Below are 17,177 nucleotides of genomic sequence, written 5' to 3' on the forward strand. Positions count from 1 at the left end.
CAGCGGTCTCCAATAATAAATGGAATGTTCTATGAAGCTTTTACTTGCGGTAGTGATGTCATTGTTCTCGGTCTGCGTCATGGCCGACAACGCGCGCGGTTTTTATGTCGGTGTCGGTATGGCTGAATTTATGTACGATGATGAAGTCATCGATGTCGGTAACGCGCGCACCGCCGAGATTCTGGGGGGCTACAAACACAATGCGGCGCTGGGGCTGGAGATTCGTTACGGTACCGGTGTGAGCGAAGCCAATAGTGAAGATGATGATTCACTGGAACGTGAAATCGACAGCTATTACGCGGTGTATTACAAACCTGAATTGATTAATGATGAAGCCAAACTGTATTTATTACTGGGTTATATGGATGTGGATGCATCAGAAACACTGTTTGCGCAGGACGGTAGTGAGGTATCGCAACTAGACATCTCCGAGTCTGGTGCATCCTATGGCATCGGCATCGGGTTTATTCTCAATCAGCGTTTTAATTTCAATATTGAATACCGGACGTTGCCTGAGCAAAACGATGTTGAAACAGAGATTGTCAGCGCGAATTTCGATTACCGCTTTTAAATGGTATACATAAAAAACGGGGCCTGATGGCCCCGTTTTTTATTGCATTAAACCAATCAGGAACCCATTTTGCTTTGCAGGTAATTTTGCAAGCCTACGGTATCAATCAGGGATAACTGGGTTTCCAGCCAATCCACGTGTTCCTCTTCAGATTCCAGAATTTCTTTCAGCAAATCACGGCTGATAAAGTCGTTAACCGATTCGCACAAGATAATGCCATCACGTAAATCGGGAATAGCCTTGAGTTCCAGGTTCAGGTCAGACTTAAGCATTTCCAGGGTATTTTCACCGATATGCAATTTACCTAAATCCTGCAGATTCGGAATGCCTTCCAAAAACAGAATGCGCTCGATCAACGCGTCGGCGTGTTTCATCTCATCAATGGATTCATGATATTCGTGGTCGGCCAGCTCTTTAAGGCCAAAGTTCTTGTACATACGTGCGTGCAAGAAATATTGATTGATGGCCACCAGCTCATTGCCCAGTACTTTATTCAGTACTGCAATTACCTTGACGTCGCCTTTCATAGTCGTCTCCTTTGGAGCGGTGAGGAATAAACACGGTTAGCATTATGAACCAGGATAGATAGAACCTATCGATGGCGTATCAGGCCGACAGTCTGGCCGTATTTATCCGCGTCGTCAAGGCTAAGTAATTGATGGATAAGGGAAAATAAACAAGATGAAGAACTATTCTTATTGCGTTTTACATTGATCCTGATGCCGGGAAAAGCAATAGGGGCAAGGAAGGCGATCAGGCAACAGCGTAGTACTGGGGATATCCGTTGGAGGCGGGCACATCAGCCAGAGTTTCCTGGATAATCTCTCTGGCAGTGATACCGCATTTACCACATTGGCTGGCAACGCCCAGACATTTACGCAATTGACCGACAGAGGTCGCACCGTCATAAACGGCTTCTTTGATTTGGCTGTCGGTAATACCTTTGCATAAACAGACGTACATAGCGCGGTTTCTCAAAGACAAGTATGGTGGGGTGAGTACGGTGAAGATATTAATGTTAATGAGAATCTGTGTCAATCATACCTGAGAATAATTGCTATTTAATAATGTTTACACACGAATTCGTTGGCAAACCGGGGTGAATGGTTATAGTAAAAGCATTGTGAGGTTATATAGAAAATTAATATGACTCGCCGATTGGGGTGTGTATCATAGCTGACTGCTATCGGCTAAATAGTTTTTAATTGGTAAAACCTTGCGCTTAGGGCGCAGCCTTTAGTTGTTCGGCTAACTCCGAATCTGATTTCCGGGCATGAAGTCTTCATGCCATTTTTTATCCACCCGTCACATATAGGAGAATCGACATGGGCGTATTAGTAGGTAAACCAGCACCGGATTTCACAGCTGCCGCTGTTCTGGGCAATGGTGAGATTGTTGACAGCTATACCTTGTCCTCTGCCATCAAAGGCAAAAAAGCCGTAATTTTCTTTTACCCGCTGGACTTCACCTTTGTATGTCCTTCCGAATTGCTGGCATTTGATCACCGCAACGCGGAGTTTCAAAAGCGCAATGTAGAAGTTATCGGTGTGTCTATCGACTCTCAGTTTTCTCACAACGCCTGGCGTAACACGCCGGTCAACGATGGTGGCATCGGTCCGGTTAAATACACCTTGGTGGCTGACGTTAAACACGAAATCTGCCGTGCCTACGATGTTGAATCTGAAGGTGGCGTAGCCTTCCGTGGTTCTTTCCTGATTGACGAAGAAGGTGTTGTACGTCACCAGGTCGTTAACGATTTGCCATTGGGCCGTAACGTTGACGAGATGTTGCGCATGGTTGATGCATTGGCGTTCCACCAGGAGCACGGCGAAGTATGTCCGGCTGGTTGGAAAGAAGGTGACGCGGGTATGGACGCATCACCGGCTGGTGTAGCCAAGTACCTGAGCCAGCACGGCGACAAGCTTTAAGCTGCGCTGTTTGGCTAACGAAAAACCCGGTCCGCAAGGCCGGGTTTTTTTATACCTGTGTGGATGATTTTTTGTTTCGCACCGGGGATTTCTGTTAGCGATTTTGCAGTATGGCTGTTAGATTACGGCCTTTGTTTGAATAGGCGAGGCACGCATTTCACATGACGAACACTGCACGCAAGATTGATCTGGAACCGAGTTGGCTGGCGCATCTGGCTCCGGAATTTGACAAGCCCTATATGTTGCAGTTGAAGGAATTTTTGTTGCAGCAGAAACAAATGGGCAAGGTGGTTTTTCCTCCCTCAAAGCAAATCTTCAATGCCTTTAATTCAACGCCTCTGGAGCAGGTTAAAGTGGTTATTCTGGGGCAAGACCCTTATCACGGCCCCGGACAAGCGCACGGTCTTTGCTTTTCTGTGCAGCCGGGGGTTGATGTACCACCTTCGCTACAGAATATCTTCAAAGAAATAGCACGGGATCTGAATATCGAACCGCCGGGGCACGGCTGTTTACAGGCCTGGGCAGAGAGAGGCGTCTTGTTGCTTAACGCGACTTTGACGGTAGAGCGAGCGCGAGCGGGGTCACACCAGGGGCAGGGTTGGGAGCAATTCACCGACCGGGCTATTCAGGTGGTTAATGAGCACTGTGAGGGTGTGGTGTTTATGCTGTGGGGCAGCTATGCCCAAAAGAAAGGTCAGTTTATCGATACGCGTAAGCATCTGGTGCTCAAGTCACCACATCCATCGCCTTTGTCGGCCCATCGCGGGTTTATCGGCAATGGTCACTTTTCGAAAGCCAATGAGTATTTGCAGCAGCAGGGTAAAGCACCGATTGATTGGCGCTTATCCTAGTGATTGGCGTTTAGCCCGGGGCCGTATGAACCGGCCCCACTCAACCTCAAACAAGCTTACATTAGCAGCGCCATGGCTGCTTCCATCTCCGCTGAGAGGTCCTCGGATTCTGCTAATTGGATGTCCGGGTCCATGCCTAACCTCTCAAATGCAGTGACCTGGTGATAATCAACTTGCCCCATTGGCGAGTCAGTGCCCACATAACTTTGCAACATCGCGACAGTGACAATATCGGCATAATCGGCCTTGGGTGCCTGGCGAGTAAAATCCACATGCTGGGACGGTATGTGGGCCAACTCTTCCGGGAAACCCCAGGTTTTTAGAATCAGATCGCCAATAGGCGCGTGCAGGTTATCGATCACCTTATCCAGCGTCAGGCTGTCATTCAGCAGCGCGGGATTCTCTTCCGCATAGGTCAGGATAGGCAGCACACCGATCTTATGAATCAAGCCCGCCAGAGTGGCCTGATCCGGCCGCAGGCGTGTGTAATGTTTGCATAACACGTGACAGATACCAGCAATTTCGCTGGAGCGGCTCCACACGTCACGCATGCGCATATCAACCAGGTCAGAGGTGGCCTGAAACATTTGCTCCATAGCTAAACCGGTCGCGATGTTGCTGGTATAAGCGATGCCAAGGCGCATGACGGCGGCTTTCAGATCTTCAATCGGGCGACTGGCTCTTAATAATGGACTATTGGCTACTCTCACTATGCGGGCGCTTAAGGCAGCATCATTGCCGATTACCTGGGCGAGTTTTTCCAGGTCAGCGTTGGGGTCGTCGGCAACTTCTCTAACCCGCAGGGCTACCTCAGGCAAGGTGGGTAACACCAGGCGATCGTTTTTAATGGCGGTGATAATTTCCTGACGGACTTTTTCTACGATTAAGCTCATCGGTGGTCCTGTTTTTCGAGAGGTGAAACTGCCGCAGATGCAGCATTTAACGTGTCGTTACGCTTTTTCTTCCCTAGGTATAGCATAGGGAAGCGATAGGTGTTCGAGTTTTTTGGGTCCCAGCCAGGCATCGGCGAGTTGTTCGTCAATGAGGTTCGCCAACGCCTCGGCTTGCTGAGGGTTGCTGTACGCGGCCATCACAATGTCGCCGATAGCCTTACCCTCGCTGTTGTTGATAACGCTGCCTGGTGGCGGCAGGATATCCTCGCCCGCAGCAAAGCTGATGCGATACATATGCCGTTTTAATGCGCCGCGATAATGCAAACGCGCCACAATTTCCTGGCCGGTGTAGCAGCCTTTGCGGAAATTAATCGCCTCCACCAATTGATAGTTCAGCGCTTGGGGCGTAAACATTTCATAGCTTTCAGCGCGTACCTCACCGATACCGGCGCGAATGTCCAGCAAGGTCCAGAGGTTTTCTGCGGCGGCCACGGTGTGCGGTGACAATGTTGCTATCACCGCCTCAGCATTGGCCGCCAACCAACACTCATACCGCTGCTGGTCGAGTTTGATGATGATATGGTCACCTGCTGCAACCCAGTTACCCTCTTGCTCGGGAACTGTTCCCAACGCTGCGTGCAGGAGTGATTCAGCGGCCGGGCCACTGATGCCGATTCGCCGATAATGGTTGCTGCGGTCATGCAGTTTTGCCTTGGAAAACACGATATATTTTCCAAAACCGGCTAAGGCTTTTTCTATCAAGCTGTGATGCATTCGCAACAGAATCCGCTGCTCATCAAGTTGCAGCGCCCGAAAACTCACCAGCATCCGTCCTTTGATGTTGCATTGTGCTCCCAGGCGCGTAACACCGTTGGCTAGTTCACGTACATCGCAAGTAACCTGGCCTTGTAAAAATTTGGCCGCATCCGGACCCTCTACACCCACCAGGCCGTAATGATCGAGATCAACAAGGCAGGTTTGTGACATGAAGTCGGGTGTATCAATTAAACTGAGCAGGGATTGATCAGCTGTCGTCAATTGTTCAATCAAGGTAAAACTCCCATCAGATAATGTGTTTTCGGCACATGATGCACGCCATGATAGAGCTATCTACCAAAGAGCAAAAGTGCTGGAGTCTGTTAGTGACCCATTCTCAATTATTCAGCAGTGATTGTTTGTCTGACTATACTGACAGATAACTTGAACAAGGCGGTCGTTATAAGTCCGCCTGGGATACATCATTGACGGGATGTTATGAAGCGCAACACCAACTACCGCTATTACGCCAACATTCGCGGCAGCAGCTATTACAAATTATTGTTGTGCTGCCTGCTGACCTTACTAGCGATGTACGCGCACCGTTTTTTTCCGACCAAAAGTTTAATCCTGGCGCCCGCTGCCGAGGTTCCCGCTTATTTGTATATGAGTGAATCCCCCAGTGGTAAATCACAGGTGTATTGGATAGATGCCGAACAATTGCGCTGGCGTTGCGTGGTGGTAGCAGATGGGCAGGATTACACCTGCGGTTTCCATATTATTATTGGTGGTGGCCAAGGCAGCGAAGGGATCGATCTTTCCGGTTACGACAGGATCAATGTTGATGTTGACTACAGCGGGAACGATCAGCGACTGCGATTCTATATGCGCAATTACGAGCCGGGTTTTTCCGATATCAACCGAATGGATACCGCTAAATTTAATAACGTTTATATTCCCAGCCAATTTGTGAATGAACCCTTGACCTTGCAATTAAAAGAATTCTCGGTAGGTGAATGGTGGATTACGTCCTATCAGGTACCGCGAGAATTTTCCCAGCCCAATTTTCGCAATGTTGTCGCATTCGGGATTGATTTAAGTTATCCCGCACCGGTAGGACAGCACGACCTTAAATTAAATCGGCTGGAGTTTGTGGGCTTGTGGATCTCAGCGGAGCGCTGGTATTTCAGTATTTTGATATTCTGGATATGTGTCATTTTTGCGGCCGGTGCGATCAAGCTTGCAACCTTGCGCCGGAGTGTCATGTTGGAGCGTTTGCGTTTGGCGAAGCTGGCCAATCAAAACAGTGTCCTGGCTCAGCAAAGCAATAAATACAAACAATTGTCCATGACGGATCATCTCACCGGCTTGCTGAATCGCCAGGGTGTGACGGAGTATATTGAAGACCATTTCGCGGCGGGCACTGAGCGTCTGGTATCCTTGTTGATCATTGATATAGACCACTTCAAACATATTAATGACACACTCGGTCACGATGGCGGTGACAAAGTATTGCGCGCAATTTCTTCCCTGATTATGGACAACATCCGCCAGACAGACCGTGCGGCGCGTTGGGGCGGTGAGGAGTTCATGGTGATCTTTCCCGACACTCGCCTTGAAGACGCGTATAACACGGCCGAGAAATTGCGCAGCAAGATTGCCTGCACCCGATTTGAGGCGTTCCCACAATTGGTGGTGACTGTCAGTATCGGCGTCGGGTCACACCAGTGCGAGGATGCCTTTTATCATCTGTTCAGGCGTGTGGATGTGGCGCTATATCAGGCCAAAGCGCAGGGGCGCAATCGCACAGTTGTGGCTCAGGGGGCGTGAAACGCTGCTGGCAGTGTTGAATTACGTTATACTGCCCGACCGTTTTATCAGTGCAGCAGGTAGTAAATCGTGGAAAGAAACCGTTTGTTTTGGGGAAGTCGGCGCGGCATGCTGGAGCTGGATTTAATCCTCCTGCCATTTCTTGAAAATATATATCCCGACCTGCCACAAGACGATAAAGAACGTTATTGGGAATTGTTGGAATGCGAGGATCAGGATATGTATGCCTGGTTCATCAATCGCGAAAACCCACAGAACCCAAATTTACAAAGGATTGTTGATATTGTTCGCGCTAATACCGGGCTTCAGAAAAACACCTGAAGCGCCCCTCTCGAACAGCGGGCCGGCGGAAGCTTCCGGCGCAGAAATTCTGACTGTTCATCTACGGCCTTCACGTCATTTATGGTACGCGCAATGTATCGTACATGGCGTGTTAGCGATCAGTCTGGCATTCGCTGTTATCCCACTCATATTCAAGCAGCCATGGTGGTTTATCTTGTGGTTGATGGGTATGGCCGGCTTGTTGATTAGCTGGCAAATCTGCTACACCGCCTGGCGAGCTTTGCCGCAGGTGTTGCATATAGCCGAGCGCGGTTGGCTACTCACAGACGCTAAATTTCAACGGGAGATAGTCCTGTCAGATGAAGCGGTAGTGTTGCCCTGGTTAATGGTTTTACCTTGTCGTGACAAAAATAATAAAACGCGCATTCACCTTGTTATTCTGCCTGATAGCACCTCGTCAGAAGCACATCGGCGTTTGCGCGTGTGGTTGCGGACTCGCCGTTAGAAAACAACGCTTACAAAAACTATGCTTACAAAAAAGTCACCTTCATAATGCCGCCGCGGTAAAGCCCCAGATACAAGACGGTATTTTCTCTTTCCTTGACGACTAACAAACTCCTGACACCGCCAAAGAGTGATTGACTGGGGTAAAGATATTTCGACCAACTGGTGCCGCCATTTTCTGAGATCTCCAGAATCAGTGGTTGAGGTGTATCCCAATTTTTATCCCAGCCGGCGGTATAAAGTGTCTGTGGGTCATCTGGATCGATTGCTACGTCAAAATAAAAGCGGTAGTCCACATCGCCCAATAAATTGGTCCAGGTTTCACCCTTGTCGGTACTTTCCAATACGCCGCCCTCACCGCTGGCTAATATGCGCTGATCGTTAGTTGCATCAAATTGAATACCATAAATAACGCTGGGGTTAGGCAACAAGTCGGAATAGCTGCGTTCTTCATTGGTGTCCAGCGAATAAGCACGCAGCACTAATTGCTCCAATGCATTCTGGCCGCCGTACCAGACTTCATTGGTAGCCGGGTTGCGCTTTACGATGGTTTTACGTTGACCGAAGCCGTGCCACTCGCCGCTCAGAATTTCCCAGTGACGCCCTTCATCCAGTGAACGTGCCAGAACTTCTATACCGGTGGCATAGAGCGCATTATTGTCATCGTCATAGTGCAGGCCATGAATGGCTTCGGGGTCATCTTCACCACCGAAATCATGGATAATTTCACTCCAGGTTTCCCCGCCATCTGTTGTTTCCATTAATTGATATTGTGCGATTTCATCAACAACAAGTGACGTGGAAGCCAAGTAATGTTCGTCATCCAGAAACGCAATATCCAGCACTTCGCGATTGCTCAATCCAGCTGCCAGCCAGCGACCATTCCCTTTGTTTTTGCTGTACAAGCCACGATCTGTTGCAGCAAACACTTGTCCATCGTGCTCATATAACCGCAGGATAATCCGCCCGCTGAGTCCATCGGGCGCAATACCGAAATCTGCCTTGGGTGGCTTGTCATCGCTGCCACAACTGATCAGGAAAAAAAGGCTGAGGGATACGACGGCAAGCAAACGAGCGAAGAGGGTAGCACGCATACAGGCAACTCCATTGAATGATATTTTCATTGCACAGAGTATGCAGCGCGGCCTGAAAAGGAGTGGTAAAAAATTGTACCTGCTTGTGAGAATCTGTAACGAAATGGGCGGCGGTAAAATATCCGCCGCCCGGTATGATCAATCTTTGCTGACTACAATGTCCTGCCCCGCAAAGTTGGTCGGCACCAGAATAGTGTCGCGTGCGACCGAGGATTTTTTGGGATAATCGAGCGAAAAATGTAAACCGCGGCTTTCCTTGCGTTCGATGGCGGAACGAATAATCAGTTCTGCCACTGTTGCCAGGTTGCGCAATTCGATCAAATCACTGCTGACTTTGTAATTGCTGTAGTACTCGGCGATTTCTTTCTTCAATAGTTTGATGCGATGGGTGGCTCGCTCCAGCCGTTTATGGGTGCGAACAATGCCGACGTAGTCCCACATAAAACGGCGCAGTTCATCCCAGTTGTGCGAGATAACGACATCTTCATCGGAGTTGGTTACGCGCGATTCATCCCATTGTGGTGACGGATCGGGTTCATGAATATCAGGTAAGTTGGCAAGAATATGTTCCGCGGCCGATTGTGCATAGACGATACATTCCAACAACGAATTGCTCGCCATGCGATTAGCGCCGTGTAAGCCGGTAAATGATGTTTCGCCGATGGCATAAAGATTTTGCAAATCAGTTTGGCCATTTTTATCGACCACCACGCCGCCGCAGGTGTAATGCGCGGCGGGCACCACCGGAATCGGTTCTTTGGTGATATCGATACCGAATTCGAGGCAGCGCGCTTTTACGGTGGGGAAATGTTCGCTGATAAATTCCGGTGATTTATGGCTGATATCCAGATACAGGCAGTCGCAACCCAGACGTTTGATCTCATGGTCAATCGCTCGGGCGACGATATCCCGAGGCGCCAGCTCTGCCCGCTCATCAAAGCGCGGCATAAACCGCTCGCCGTTAGGCAGGCGCAGATAAGCTCCTTCGCCACGCAGCGCTTCGGTGATCAGAAACGTCTTGGCTTTGGGGTGATACAGACAGGTAGGGTGAAACTGATTGAACTCCATATTGGCAACGCGGCATCCAGCTCGCCAGGCCATAGCAATGCCGTCACCGCTGGCGCTGTCCGGGTTGCTGGTGTAGAGATAAACCTTACTGGCCCCGCCCGTGGCTAACACCACCACCTTGGCCTGGAACACATGGACATGATCGTCTTCATGACTCAAGGCATAAGCACCGGTGCAACGCAGCTTGCGCGAACCGGCATCGGCCTGGGTAATCAGGTTGATAGCGACATGGTGTTCAAAGATGTGCAGGTTATTTTGCTGCGCGCGCTCCAACAGGGTGCTATGCACGGCCTGTCCGGTGGCGTCGGCGCTGTGGATAATACGGCGATGACTGTGTCCGCCTTCCTGGGTGAGGTGGTAATCCTCTTTGCCGCTTTCTTTGGTAAAGCTGACGCCCTGATCGATCAACCATTGAATAGCGCCTTTGCTGCGCTCCACGGTAAATCGTACCGCGTCCTCATGGCATAAACCCGATCCCGCTATCAGCGTATCGGCGACATGGGCATCAATAGAGTCCTGATCATCGAGGACTGCCGCAATACCGCCTTGGGCGAACCAGGTCGAGCCCTCATTAGCGGCACTCTTGCTGAGCAGGGCGACCTTGGCATAGTTGGCGAGGTTTAAAGCCAGGGTCAAGCCAGCAGCGCCGGAGCCAATGACCAATACATCATGGTTGTAGTGTTTGTTCATCAATACGGGTCCGTATCAAAAATCGTTGCCAGACAGGGTCTTAAATGGCCGTGCAAGCGGCCGTGCAGTATATACAAGCTGCCGCTCCAGTTTAACGCCGCACAGTTTGCCCACTATAAGGTTTTTTTCGGTGCCCTGCTTATACGCTCGCGTGCATATCCGCGGTCTTGTGTGGGTTTGCTTACTGACAGGTTGGTAAAGCCCGGTATGATAGGTGGCGCCTGAACTTTTCTGATGGGGGTGAGTCTATCTGCCAGTTCGAAATGAGCCCCTGTCCGCGATTTAAAGGCATTCATATTCGCAAGTGATTGATTGTGCGGTATTAACTTTTACAGGTAAGCTGCGCATTCATAACAATTCATAGCCGCAGGGCTGGGTCTGATCTGACTTCGGGTGTACCGAAGTGCTTGGGGGTTTTAGCAGAATGACAGCGCAAATAGCGCAAGATGCGGATCAACAACTGGTTGAACGCGTTCAAAAAGGCGATAAACGTGCCTTTGACTTGCTCGTAATCAAGTATCAACACAAAATCCTGGCGATCATCAGCCGTTTTATTCGCGATCATGCCGAGGTTCATGACGTAGCCCAGGATGCGTTTATCAAGGCGTACCGGGCATTACCCAATTTTCGGGGAGACAGTGCCTTTTATACCTGGATGTATCGCATTGCCATCAATACCGCCAAGAACCATCTGGTGGCCCGGAACCGTCGGCCGCCGGCTAGCGATGTCGAGGTCGAAGAGGCAGAATTCTATAACGGTAACGATGCCCTGAAAGAAATGAATACCCCGGAACATAACCTGCTGACCGAAGAATTGCAGACGGCTATCGACCAGGCAATTCGCGATCTACCGGAGGATCTGCGTACAGCGGTGACCCTGCGTGAGATGGAAGGGCTTAGTTATGAAGACATCGCTGCAATCATGGATTGCCCGGTAGGTACAGTGCGTTCACGGATTTTCCGCGCACGCGAAGCTATCGATAAGCGAATTCATCCCCTGTTAAGTGAAGTGTAAGAGGGTAAGCGAAGCCTGAATTGGTGCGCGAAGGGTGGAAAAGCAGGTGCAGGATCTGTAACCAAATGAAACACGTCATGCTTCGCTTGGACATTTAATGCATATTTTTTTAACTAAACTTAACGAAAACTGGCACGGCGCTGAACCTTTGTAAATCTGTCGTGTCTTTTGCAACAAGTACAACTCGTTGCCGTTTGAACGGGTAAGCTAAGTAAACAACATGAGCAACATAAACCCCCGCATTTATCGGCTAGCGGGTTTCCACGAGATGTCTATACAGAGGTAAATCTCAGCATGACACAGCAAAATACGCATCATCCATTGGCAGAATCCCTTTCCTCGCTGATGGATAATGAGGCCTCGGAATTGGAATTGCAGCGCGTTCTCAAGGCCAGCGAATCTGATTCAGAGGTCAAAGCTACCTGGTCCCGTTATCAGGTTGCCCGTGCTGCCCTCCATCGTGATCTGCCCATGCTTGAAATGGGTGACTTTGCGGCACGCGTCAGCGCCGCGCTGGAACAGGAAGAGAATCACTCAACCACATCTGCTCCGGGCACCCCGGAAAAGAAAGCCACGCAATGGTGGCAAAATGTTGCCCGCTTTGCTGTGGCAGCGTCGGTGGCTGGTGGTGTGGTCCTGTTTGCACAGAACTTCGGTGGGTTGAACCCGGAAGCACCCGCGGCGGTAGCAGCAACACCACAGGTGGATGCACCGACGACCGCAGCCGTTCCCGCGCCTTCTTTACCGGCCGGTTACCATGCACAACCCTTGAGCGCGCGCGCAGTTGGTTTGCAAACCGGGTATGAGTCGCGTCAACAGGATAATCGCCAGGTCATCTTTGTTCCGCTGCCCAGTAGCTCACAAACGGCTGCCCAGGTATCCGACGAGGAAGTGCGTGACTACCTTAATAAATTGATTGAAGAGCATGCCGACAACGCGGCATTGAACAGTGGTCAGGGTATGCTACCCTTTGCGCGAGTTGTGTTGACCGAAGAAGATTAATTCCTATGCGTATAGCTGTATTGATTCGCTCCTTGAGCGGCCTGTTGTTATTGCAGGCCGCTCAATTTGTTTTTGCCCAGACAGAAACCCCCAACCCCTCCCAAGCTCCTTCCCAAGCCCAAAGCCTGCAAGCGTTATTTGCCAAGATGTCGCGGGTATCCCACAACCTGAACTATCAGGGTTCTTTCACCTACGAACACCAGAACACCAGCACATTGCAGGGGTTTCGCGTGTCCCATTGGGTGGACGAGGGCGTTGAACACGAGCGCCTGTTGTACCTGAATGGACCGGAGCGGGAAATTGTTCGCCACGGCCAGGCGCTGGATTGCTTCTCTCCCGGCGATCAATTGTTGCAGGGGCGGTTGAGTTCTATCGGCTCCCGGCTGATCGGGCTGGATGAGTTGTATCAATTTCAGATCCGCTACACCGAGCGCGTTGCCGGCCGCATGGCCACCGTGCTGCAAGTGGTTCCGCGCGATGAGTTTCGCTATGGCTATGTATTGAGCGTGGACCAGGAAACCGGATTGGTGCTCAAGTCGCTGATGATCGACGGCACCGGGCGCATCCTGGAACGCTATCAATTTCTGGAATTGGATTTGAATCCCGATATCAAACAATTACAGCAGGCACCTGCGGCCAAGCTACACCGCGTCGCCAACGCTGAACTGGGTGGATGTAATAAAACCCAGGGCGGCGAACCGGAAGGGTGGGGATTGAAGTGGATTCCTACAGGTTTTGCGTTCGTGGGGCAGCACCGTGTTCGGGAGTCTACGGATATGCTGATGTTTACCGATGGGTTAAGTACCTTTTCCGTTTTTATTGAACCTGCCTCCCAGCAGCCCCCGGAAGGTATTGGCCAGCGCGGCGCTACCGTTGCCTTCATGAGCAAAGTGATGCGCAACGATCAGATCCACCGACTCACCGTCGTAGGAGAAATTCCTGCGGTAGCGGCTGAGCAGGTCGCGGCTGGTGTCGAAGCAAAATAAATTCTCTCACGCTGCGGGTGGGAATCTCCCACCCGCCTTGCCGTCGAAGTCATAAACCAATTCCTGCATAATGCGCCCCTGAGCATCCGATTGAGGTGGTGGCATGATCCATGAAAAAGGCCGTATTGTGGCCATAGAGCCGGAAGGCATCTGGGTAGAGACGATTCAGCGCTCTACCTGTGATTCATGCAGCGCTGAAAAAGGCTGCGGCCAAAGCCTGATGGCGAAGCTCAGTGGCCACACCTCATATCTGTGGGTGCTGTTGCAAGGTCGCGATGCTGCGCAATATCAATTGGGTGATGAAGTGGAAATCGGTGTGCCGGAAAGTGTGGTGGTAAACGGTTCGCTATTTGCGTATCTGGTGCCGCTGTTAGCCATGATGTTCGCCGCCGGCATGGCGCACCAGCAATTCGCCCAAGAGGGCATCACCATTTTCTCTGCCTTTATCGGTCTTGTTGTCGGCGCCCTGGTGGTTCGCTGGCGCTCCCATCACATTCGCTTTGACAGCCGTTTGCAGCCAGTGCTGATTGATGATCACAAACCGCTGCGTATCCAACCCTGATTATGTTGCGAATTACATCCAGCTTAAGTATTCCCCTCCATGAGATTGAATTAACGGCTATCCGCGCGCAGGGCGCCGGTGGGCAGAATGTTAATAAAGTCTCCAGCGCAATCCATCTGCGGTTTGATGTGCGCGCTTCATGCTTGCCAGACATCTACAAGGAGCGACTTCTGCAAGTGCAAGACAGCCGGATGTCGGCGGAAGGCGTGATTGTGATCAAGGCACAACGACTGCGCACCCAGGAAAAAAATCGCGAGGATGCGTTGGAGCGTTTAAAAGAAATGATTGCAGGAGCGATCAAGGTTCACAAAACCCGTCACGCCACCAAGCCGACGCTGGCGTCCAAAAAACGTCGTATTGAAGGAAAAACCCGGCGCGGCAACGTCAAACAAATGCGTGGCAAACCTTCGGCAGATTATTAAAAATTACCTAAAAACATTTACGCCGGTAATGCTTGCCAGAGTTCTTTTTGCAACTGTTGGATATTCTCGCCACCGGTTTCCACCAGCCATTTCACCAACGCCCGTGACACATCAGGGTAGGGGATAGGGTCCGGCTTGGGCAGCGGTAACCATTTACCGATTGCTTCGACACTCAATTCTTTCGTCACCGAGGCGTAGCCTAATTTTTGCAGTGCCAAGGCATTGGATTTCTGTTCCATCTGCCCGGCAACCGGTTGCGTCAGAATTTTTTTACCCAGCTGCAATGCCTCGCTGGGTAACTCAAAACCGGTACTGCAAATCACACCTTCGCAACGATGCAAATCCTGCTGAAATCCTTCGCGTGAAAAAGGGCGCACGTGAATATGCCCCTCATCAAAGGCTTCCGGCACCGGTTGATAAACATAGAAGTGATAATCAGGAAACTGACGCAACTGCGGCATGATGTCCGGCAAGCCCGCAAACGGTAGATACACCAGATAGTGACCCGGCGTAAATTCATTGGAGTATTGGGAAGGCTCAACCAGCGGCGGCAGAATCGGCTGGTTAAAGTGATGCCAATGCAAACCGATGGGCAAAGTCACCGGCGCAAAGTTACGCATAAACCACTCGATAACAATGTTGCCGCCTTGCTTGGGAATATCGTAGAAAAACGCATTCTGGTGGGAAATACCGATCACTTTTTTACCGGCTTGTTTGGCGGCCCAGGCCGATACCGGTTCAAAATCATTGATAATAAAATCGTAACCTTCAACATTCACTTTTTTGGTGTCTTGATACAGCCGCCATAAATTACTGGTCATCGCTGTTTTGACATACAGAATTTTTCCACTCTCTGTGGCAAACGTCAGCCCGCGATATACCTGATAATCGCCAAAGGCCTCCATATCAAAAAACTTTTCTTTCGGTCTTCCTGAGAATACCCAATCTACCTGGGCTCCTGCGGCGGCCAAGGCTTTGGCCATGATTCTTGCGCGTGTTAAATGTCCGTTACCTGTGCCCTGAACGCCGTACAATATTCTCATAGTCCTACCAAAAGCGAATGAATATAAATCCCCGAAAATGCGCAACCCGTACCCAAAAGCGCACCGGCTGCAATATCACTGGGGTAATGCACGCCGAGCAACACACGGCTAGCACCAACCAAACTCGCCCACAAATAAACCGGAATCGCTACTAACGGATATAAGTGAGCAAACAAACAAGCAAATAAAAACGCAGCCGCTGTATGGCCGGAGGGAAAACTGAATTGATCTGAAGGTGTAATCCAGGCTTCATAAAAATCAATCTTCATTGCCGGACGATCACGCTTGATTAAATTTTTCAGCAATAAATACAGGCTCACATCCAGGCCATAAGCAATCAGACCTGCCCAGAAGAAAATGGCTCCGTGAACCGGTTCGAGCAGCAACAGTGCTAATGCAACAATAAGATACAGATGGCCGTCGCCCGTGTGAGAAATCCAGCGAATCGACTTACGATACGGAAAGCGTTTGGTGACGTGCAGCCAGAGGAAGGCCAAGGTGTCAATGTGGTGGACTCTTTGCAAAAAAGCATTCATAGTTTCACCGCCTTTGTGACCGGTTAATTGCTACCCCGTCAGAGATACCACCACATTATGAAACTTATGTTACACGTCGGCTTTTTCCCCGCCATTTACACCATCGGAGCACAATGACTTATGTCCAAACCTGGTAAAACCGGTATTGCCCGCGTAGTTGATGCATTTGGTTACTCCATGAAAGGCCTCGCCGCCGCCTGGCGTTTTGAAGCAGCCTTTCGGCAGGAAGTCACCCTGGCGATTGTGATGATTCCCGCTGCATTCTGGCTCGCCACCAACCATATTGAATTAATCCTGTTGATCTCCAGCGTCTTCTGGGTGTTGATGGCCGAGCTGGCCAATTCCTCCGTAGAAGCTGTCGTTGATCGCACGGGTCACGAACGCCACGAACTCTCCGGTCGCGCAAAAGATATCGGCTCCGCATTGGTATTTACCAGCTTGATATTGTTGGGGATCGTATGGGGGCTTGTTGCGTTCAATCGCTTTTATGGGCCACTCTAGTTTTTACGTAAAATCCATCTGGTAATGCTGTAGCGGAGATTGTTACCAATTTGCTACAGCATGGTCTATGCTCATTATTTTACGCTCTATAAATTTCCAATAGATCGCTATCAAAATGAGCCGGAAGGATTCCGGATGGTCGCGCTCTTCGCGAGCGCGTGGATTGAAACATGTGCTGCCATCCATAGCCAGACGGCGTGTTGTGCTCTTCGTGAATGCATGGTTTGAAATATGTGTAGTTTTTGTCGTATTTGCGCAGAAGGTGAGTGGTGGTGTATTTGGAACTAGCGAGTAATGCATGCAGCACTATGTAGAGATTACCTTGCTCCCTAGTGATGATATTGGTCATATTTTTTGTGGAGTAAAATTTATCAGCAATCACATTTTTGGCTTTAATAGAGCTGGCCTGTAAGTCAGAGCGGGAATGTTGGATTTTGCTGTCCTGAATACAATGCTAAACAGCTCCGCCTCGGACGGAAAGTTCGTGTGTTTTCTTCACCTGAGACGCAGCTCATGCAAGACGAAACTTTCGAGCAAGAGCCATCCCCTAGTTATAGTTATTCCCTGTAAAAATGATCGAACCAGTCGGTGACAATTGATCACCGGCTGGCTATTTTTGTCTCTTGAAGTGGAGGCTGTTTTT

At 50.2% G+C, this 17,177-nt stretch carries 20 protein-coding genes; 12 read left to right on the forward strand and 8 right to left on the reverse strand.

Going from position 1 to position 17,177, the window contains the following annotated elements; genetic code table 11:
• Positions 1-31: 31 nt before the first annotated feature.
• Complete coding sequence (locus CBR65_RS00230; protein ID WP_157671928.1) at positions 32-571, forward strand: porin family protein; 540 nt, start codon at positions 32-34, stop codon at positions 569-571.
• Positions 572-627: 56 nt separating this feature from the next.
• Here CBR65_RS00230 and bfr read toward each other — a convergent pair whose 3' ends face one another.
• Positions 628-1,098: a bacterioferritin gene (gene bfr, locus CBR65_RS00235; protein WP_087464994.1), complete on the reverse strand. Its 471-nt coding sequence runs from the start codon at positions 1,096-1,098 to the stop codon at positions 628-630.
• Between the two features lie 226 nt (positions 1,099-1,324).
• Positions 1,325-1,534, reverse strand: a complete 210-nt coding sequence (locus CBR65_RS00240) for a bacterioferritin-associated ferredoxin (RefSeq protein WP_087464995.1) — start codon at positions 1,532-1,534, stop codon at positions 1,325-1,327.
• A 362-nt stretch (positions 1,535-1,896) separates the two neighbouring features.
• On the opposite strand from CBR65_RS00240, the gene CBR65_RS00245 reads away from it, so the two are divergent.
• Both CBR65_RS00245 and ung read left to right on the forward strand, forming a co-directional pair.
• On the forward strand, positions 1,897-2,499 hold the full coding sequence (locus CBR65_RS00245) for a peroxiredoxin (RefSeq protein WP_087464996.1): 603 nt from the start codon (positions 1,897-1,899) through the stop codon (positions 2,497-2,499).
• A gap of 161 nt (positions 2,500-2,660) precedes the next feature.
• Positions 2,661-3,350, forward strand: a complete 690-nt coding sequence (gene ung / locus CBR65_RS00250; protein WP_087464997.1) for a uracil-DNA glycosylase — start codon at positions 2,661-2,663, stop codon at positions 3,348-3,350.
• Positions 3,351-3,406: 56 nt separating this feature from the next.
• On the opposite strand, the gene CBR65_RS00255 is transcribed toward ung, so the two are convergent.
• A complete protein-coding gene (locus CBR65_RS00255) occupies positions 3,407-4,243 on the reverse strand; it encodes an HDOD domain-containing protein (RefSeq protein ID WP_087464998.1) in 837 nt (278 codons plus the stop codon).
• A 57-nt stretch (positions 4,244-4,300) separates the two neighbouring features.
• Complete coding sequence (locus tag CBR65_RS00260) at positions 4,301-5,293, reverse strand: folate-binding protein YgfZ (RefSeq protein ID WP_087464999.1); 993 nt, start codon at positions 5,291-5,293, stop codon at positions 4,301-4,303.
• Positions 5,294-5,497: 204 nt separating this feature from the next.
• On the opposite strand from CBR65_RS00260, the gene CBR65_RS00265 reads away from it, so the two are divergent.
• From CBR65_RS00265 to CBR65_RS22645, 3 genes are all read left to right on the forward strand, one after another.
• Positions 5,498-6,829: a GGDEF domain-containing protein gene (locus CBR65_RS00265; RefSeq protein WP_087465000.1), complete on the forward strand. Its 1,332-nt coding sequence runs from the start codon at positions 5,498-5,500 to the stop codon at positions 6,827-6,829.
• A gap of 69 nt (positions 6,830-6,898) precedes the next feature.
• Positions 6,899-7,150, forward strand: a complete 252-nt coding sequence (locus CBR65_RS00270; RefSeq protein WP_087465001.1) for a succinate dehydrogenase assembly factor 2 — start codon at positions 6,899-6,901, stop codon at positions 7,148-7,150.
• The gene (locus CBR65_RS22645; RefSeq protein WP_369825633.1) at positions 7,053-7,616 is read left to right on the forward strand and encodes a protein YgfX; all 564 of its coding nucleotides are present in this window, start codon (positions 7,053-7,055) and stop codon (positions 7,614-7,616) included. Before CBR65_RS00270 ends, CBR65_RS22645 begins: the two co-directional genes overlap by 98 nt.
• Before the next feature lie 25 nt (positions 7,617-7,641).
• Here CBR65_RS22645 and CBR65_RS00280 read toward each other — a convergent pair whose 3' ends face one another.
• Positions 7,642-8,709, reverse strand: a complete 1,068-nt coding sequence (locus CBR65_RS00280) for a hypothetical protein (protein ID WP_087465003.1) — start codon at positions 8,707-8,709, stop codon at positions 7,642-7,644.
• Between the two features lie 138 nt (positions 8,710-8,847).
• Positions 8,848-10,467 (reverse strand): L-aspartate oxidase, encoded by a 1,620-nt coding sequence (gene nadB, locus CBR65_RS00285; protein WP_087465004.1) that lies wholly within the window; start codon positions 10,465-10,467, stop codon positions 8,848-8,850.
• A gap of 424 nt (positions 10,468-10,891) precedes the next feature.
• On the opposite strand from nadB, the gene rpoE reads away from it, so the two are divergent.
• From rpoE to arfB, 5 genes are all read left to right on the forward strand, one after another.
• Entirely contained in the window at positions 10,892-11,482 is a 591-nt protein-coding gene (gene rpoE / locus CBR65_RS00290; RefSeq protein WP_087465005.1) for an RNA polymerase sigma factor RpoE, read from the forward strand.
• Positions 11,483-11,776: 294 nt separating this feature from the next.
• Positions 11,777-12,484 (forward strand): sigma-E factor negative regulatory protein, encoded by a 708-nt coding sequence (locus tag CBR65_RS22565; protein WP_087465006.1) that lies wholly within the window; start codon positions 11,777-11,779, stop codon positions 12,482-12,484.
• Between the two features lie 5 nt (positions 12,485-12,489).
• Positions 12,490-13,470, forward strand: a complete 981-nt coding sequence (locus CBR65_RS00300) for a MucB/RseB C-terminal domain-containing protein (RefSeq protein ID WP_087465007.1) — start codon at positions 12,490-12,492, stop codon at positions 13,468-13,470.
• Between the two features lie 103 nt (positions 13,471-13,573).
• Complete coding sequence (locus CBR65_RS00305) at positions 13,574-14,032, forward strand: SoxR reducing system RseC family protein (RefSeq protein WP_087465008.1); 459 nt, start codon at positions 13,574-13,576, stop codon at positions 14,030-14,032.
• 2 nt (positions 14,033-14,034) lie between these two features.
• Positions 14,035-14,454 carry an alternative ribosome rescue aminoacyl-tRNA hydrolase ArfB gene (gene arfB, locus CBR65_RS00310; RefSeq protein ID WP_087465009.1) on the forward strand — a complete coding sequence of 140 codons (420 nt, stop codon included), beginning with the start codon at positions 14,035-14,037 and terminating at the stop codon, positions 14,452-14,454.
• A gap of 17 nt (positions 14,455-14,471) precedes the next feature.
• Here the strand turns inward: arfB and CBR65_RS00315 are convergent, their stop codons facing one another.
• Both CBR65_RS00315 and CBR65_RS00320 read right to left on the reverse strand, forming a co-directional pair.
• Positions 14,472-15,497 (reverse strand): MJ1255/VC2487 family glycosyltransferase, encoded by a 1,026-nt coding sequence (locus CBR65_RS00315; protein WP_087465010.1) that lies wholly within the window; start codon positions 15,495-15,497, stop codon positions 14,472-14,474.
• Positions 15,494-16,033, reverse strand: a complete 540-nt coding sequence (locus CBR65_RS00320) for a phosphatase PAP2 family protein (protein ID WP_087465011.1) — start codon at positions 16,031-16,033, stop codon at positions 15,494-15,496. The genes CBR65_RS00315 and CBR65_RS00320 overlap by 4 nt, the downstream gene beginning before the upstream one ends.
• A gap of 120 nt (positions 16,034-16,153) precedes the next feature.
• Between CBR65_RS00320 and CBR65_RS00325 the strand changes: the two genes are divergently transcribed.
• Positions 16,154-16,534: a diacylglycerol kinase gene (locus CBR65_RS00325; RefSeq protein ID WP_087465012.1), complete on the forward strand. Its 381-nt coding sequence runs from the start codon at positions 16,154-16,156 to the stop codon at positions 16,532-16,534.
• Positions 16,535-17,177: the final 643 nt, after the last annotated feature.

Origin of the sequence: Cellvibrio sp. PSBB006 (genome assembly GCF_002162135.1) — a bacterium.
Taxonomy (GTDB): Bacteria; Pseudomonadota; Gammaproteobacteria; order Pseudomonadales; family Cellvibrionaceae; genus Cellvibrio.

Bases quoted from the DNA above. Each gene is read 5' to 3' on its own strand.
- CBR65_RS22645 (WP_369825633.1), top strand. From the start codon at position 7,053: ATGCCTGGTTCATCAATCGCGAAAACCCACAGAACCCAAATTTACAAA.
- CBR65_RS00240 (WP_087464995.1), bottom strand. From the start codon at position 1,534: ATGTACGTCTGTTTATGCAAAGGTATTACCGACAGCCAAATCAAAGAA.
- CBR65_RS00320 (WP_087465011.1), bottom strand. From the start codon at position 16,033: ATGAATGCTTTTTTGCAAAGAGTCCACCACATTGACACCTTGGCCTTC.
- CBR65_RS22565 (WP_087465006.1), top strand. From the start codon at position 11,777: ATGACACAGCAAAATACGCATCATCCATTGGCAGAATCCCTTTCCTCG.
- CBR65_RS00280 (WP_087465003.1), bottom strand. From the start codon at position 8,709: ATGCGTGCTACCCTCTTCGCTCGTTTGCTTGCCGTCGTATCCCTCAGC.
- CBR65_RS00230 (WP_157671928.1), top strand. From the start codon at position 32: ATGAAGCTTTTACTTGCGGTAGTGATGTCATTGTTCTCGGTCTGCGTC.
- CBR65_RS00325 (WP_087465012.1), top strand. From the start codon at position 16,154: ATGTCCAAACCTGGTAAAACCGGTATTGCCCGCGTAGTTGATGCATTT.
- bfr (WP_087464994.1), bottom strand. From the start codon at position 1,098: ATGAAAGGCGACGTCAAGGTAATTGCAGTACTGAATAAAGTACTGGGC.
- CBR65_RS00300 (WP_087465007.1), top strand. From the start codon at position 12,490: ATGCGTATAGCTGTATTGATTCGCTCCTTGAGCGGCCTGTTGTTATTG.
- rpoE (WP_087465005.1), top strand. From the start codon at position 10,892: ATGACAGCGCAAATAGCGCAAGATGCGGATCAACAACTGGTTGAACGC.
- nadB (WP_087465004.1), bottom strand. From the start codon at position 10,467: ATGAACAAACACTACAACCATGATGTATTGGTCATTGGCTCCGGCGCT.
- arfB (WP_087465009.1), top strand. From the start codon at position 14,035: ATGTTGCGAATTACATCCAGCTTAAGTATTCCCCTCCATGAGATTGAA.
- CBR65_RS00245 (WP_087464996.1), top strand. From the start codon at position 1,897: ATGGGCGTATTAGTAGGTAAACCAGCACCGGATTTCACAGCTGCCGCT.
- CBR65_RS00305 (WP_087465008.1), top strand. From the start codon at position 13,574: ATGATCCATGAAAAAGGCCGTATTGTGGCCATAGAGCCGGAAGGCATC.
- CBR65_RS00265 (WP_087465000.1), top strand. From the start codon at position 5,498: ATGAAGCGCAACACCAACTACCGCTATTACGCCAACATTCGCGGCAGC.
- CBR65_RS00315 (WP_087465010.1), bottom strand. From the start codon at position 15,497: ATGAGAATATTGTACGGCGTTCAGGGCACAGGTAACGGACATTTAACA.
- CBR65_RS00255 (WP_087464998.1), bottom strand. From the start codon at position 4,243: ATGAGCTTAATCGTAGAAAAAGTCCGTCAGGAAATTATCACCGCCATT.
- ung (WP_087464997.1), top strand. From the start codon at position 2,661: ATGACGAACACTGCACGCAAGATTGATCTGGAACCGAGTTGGCTGGCG.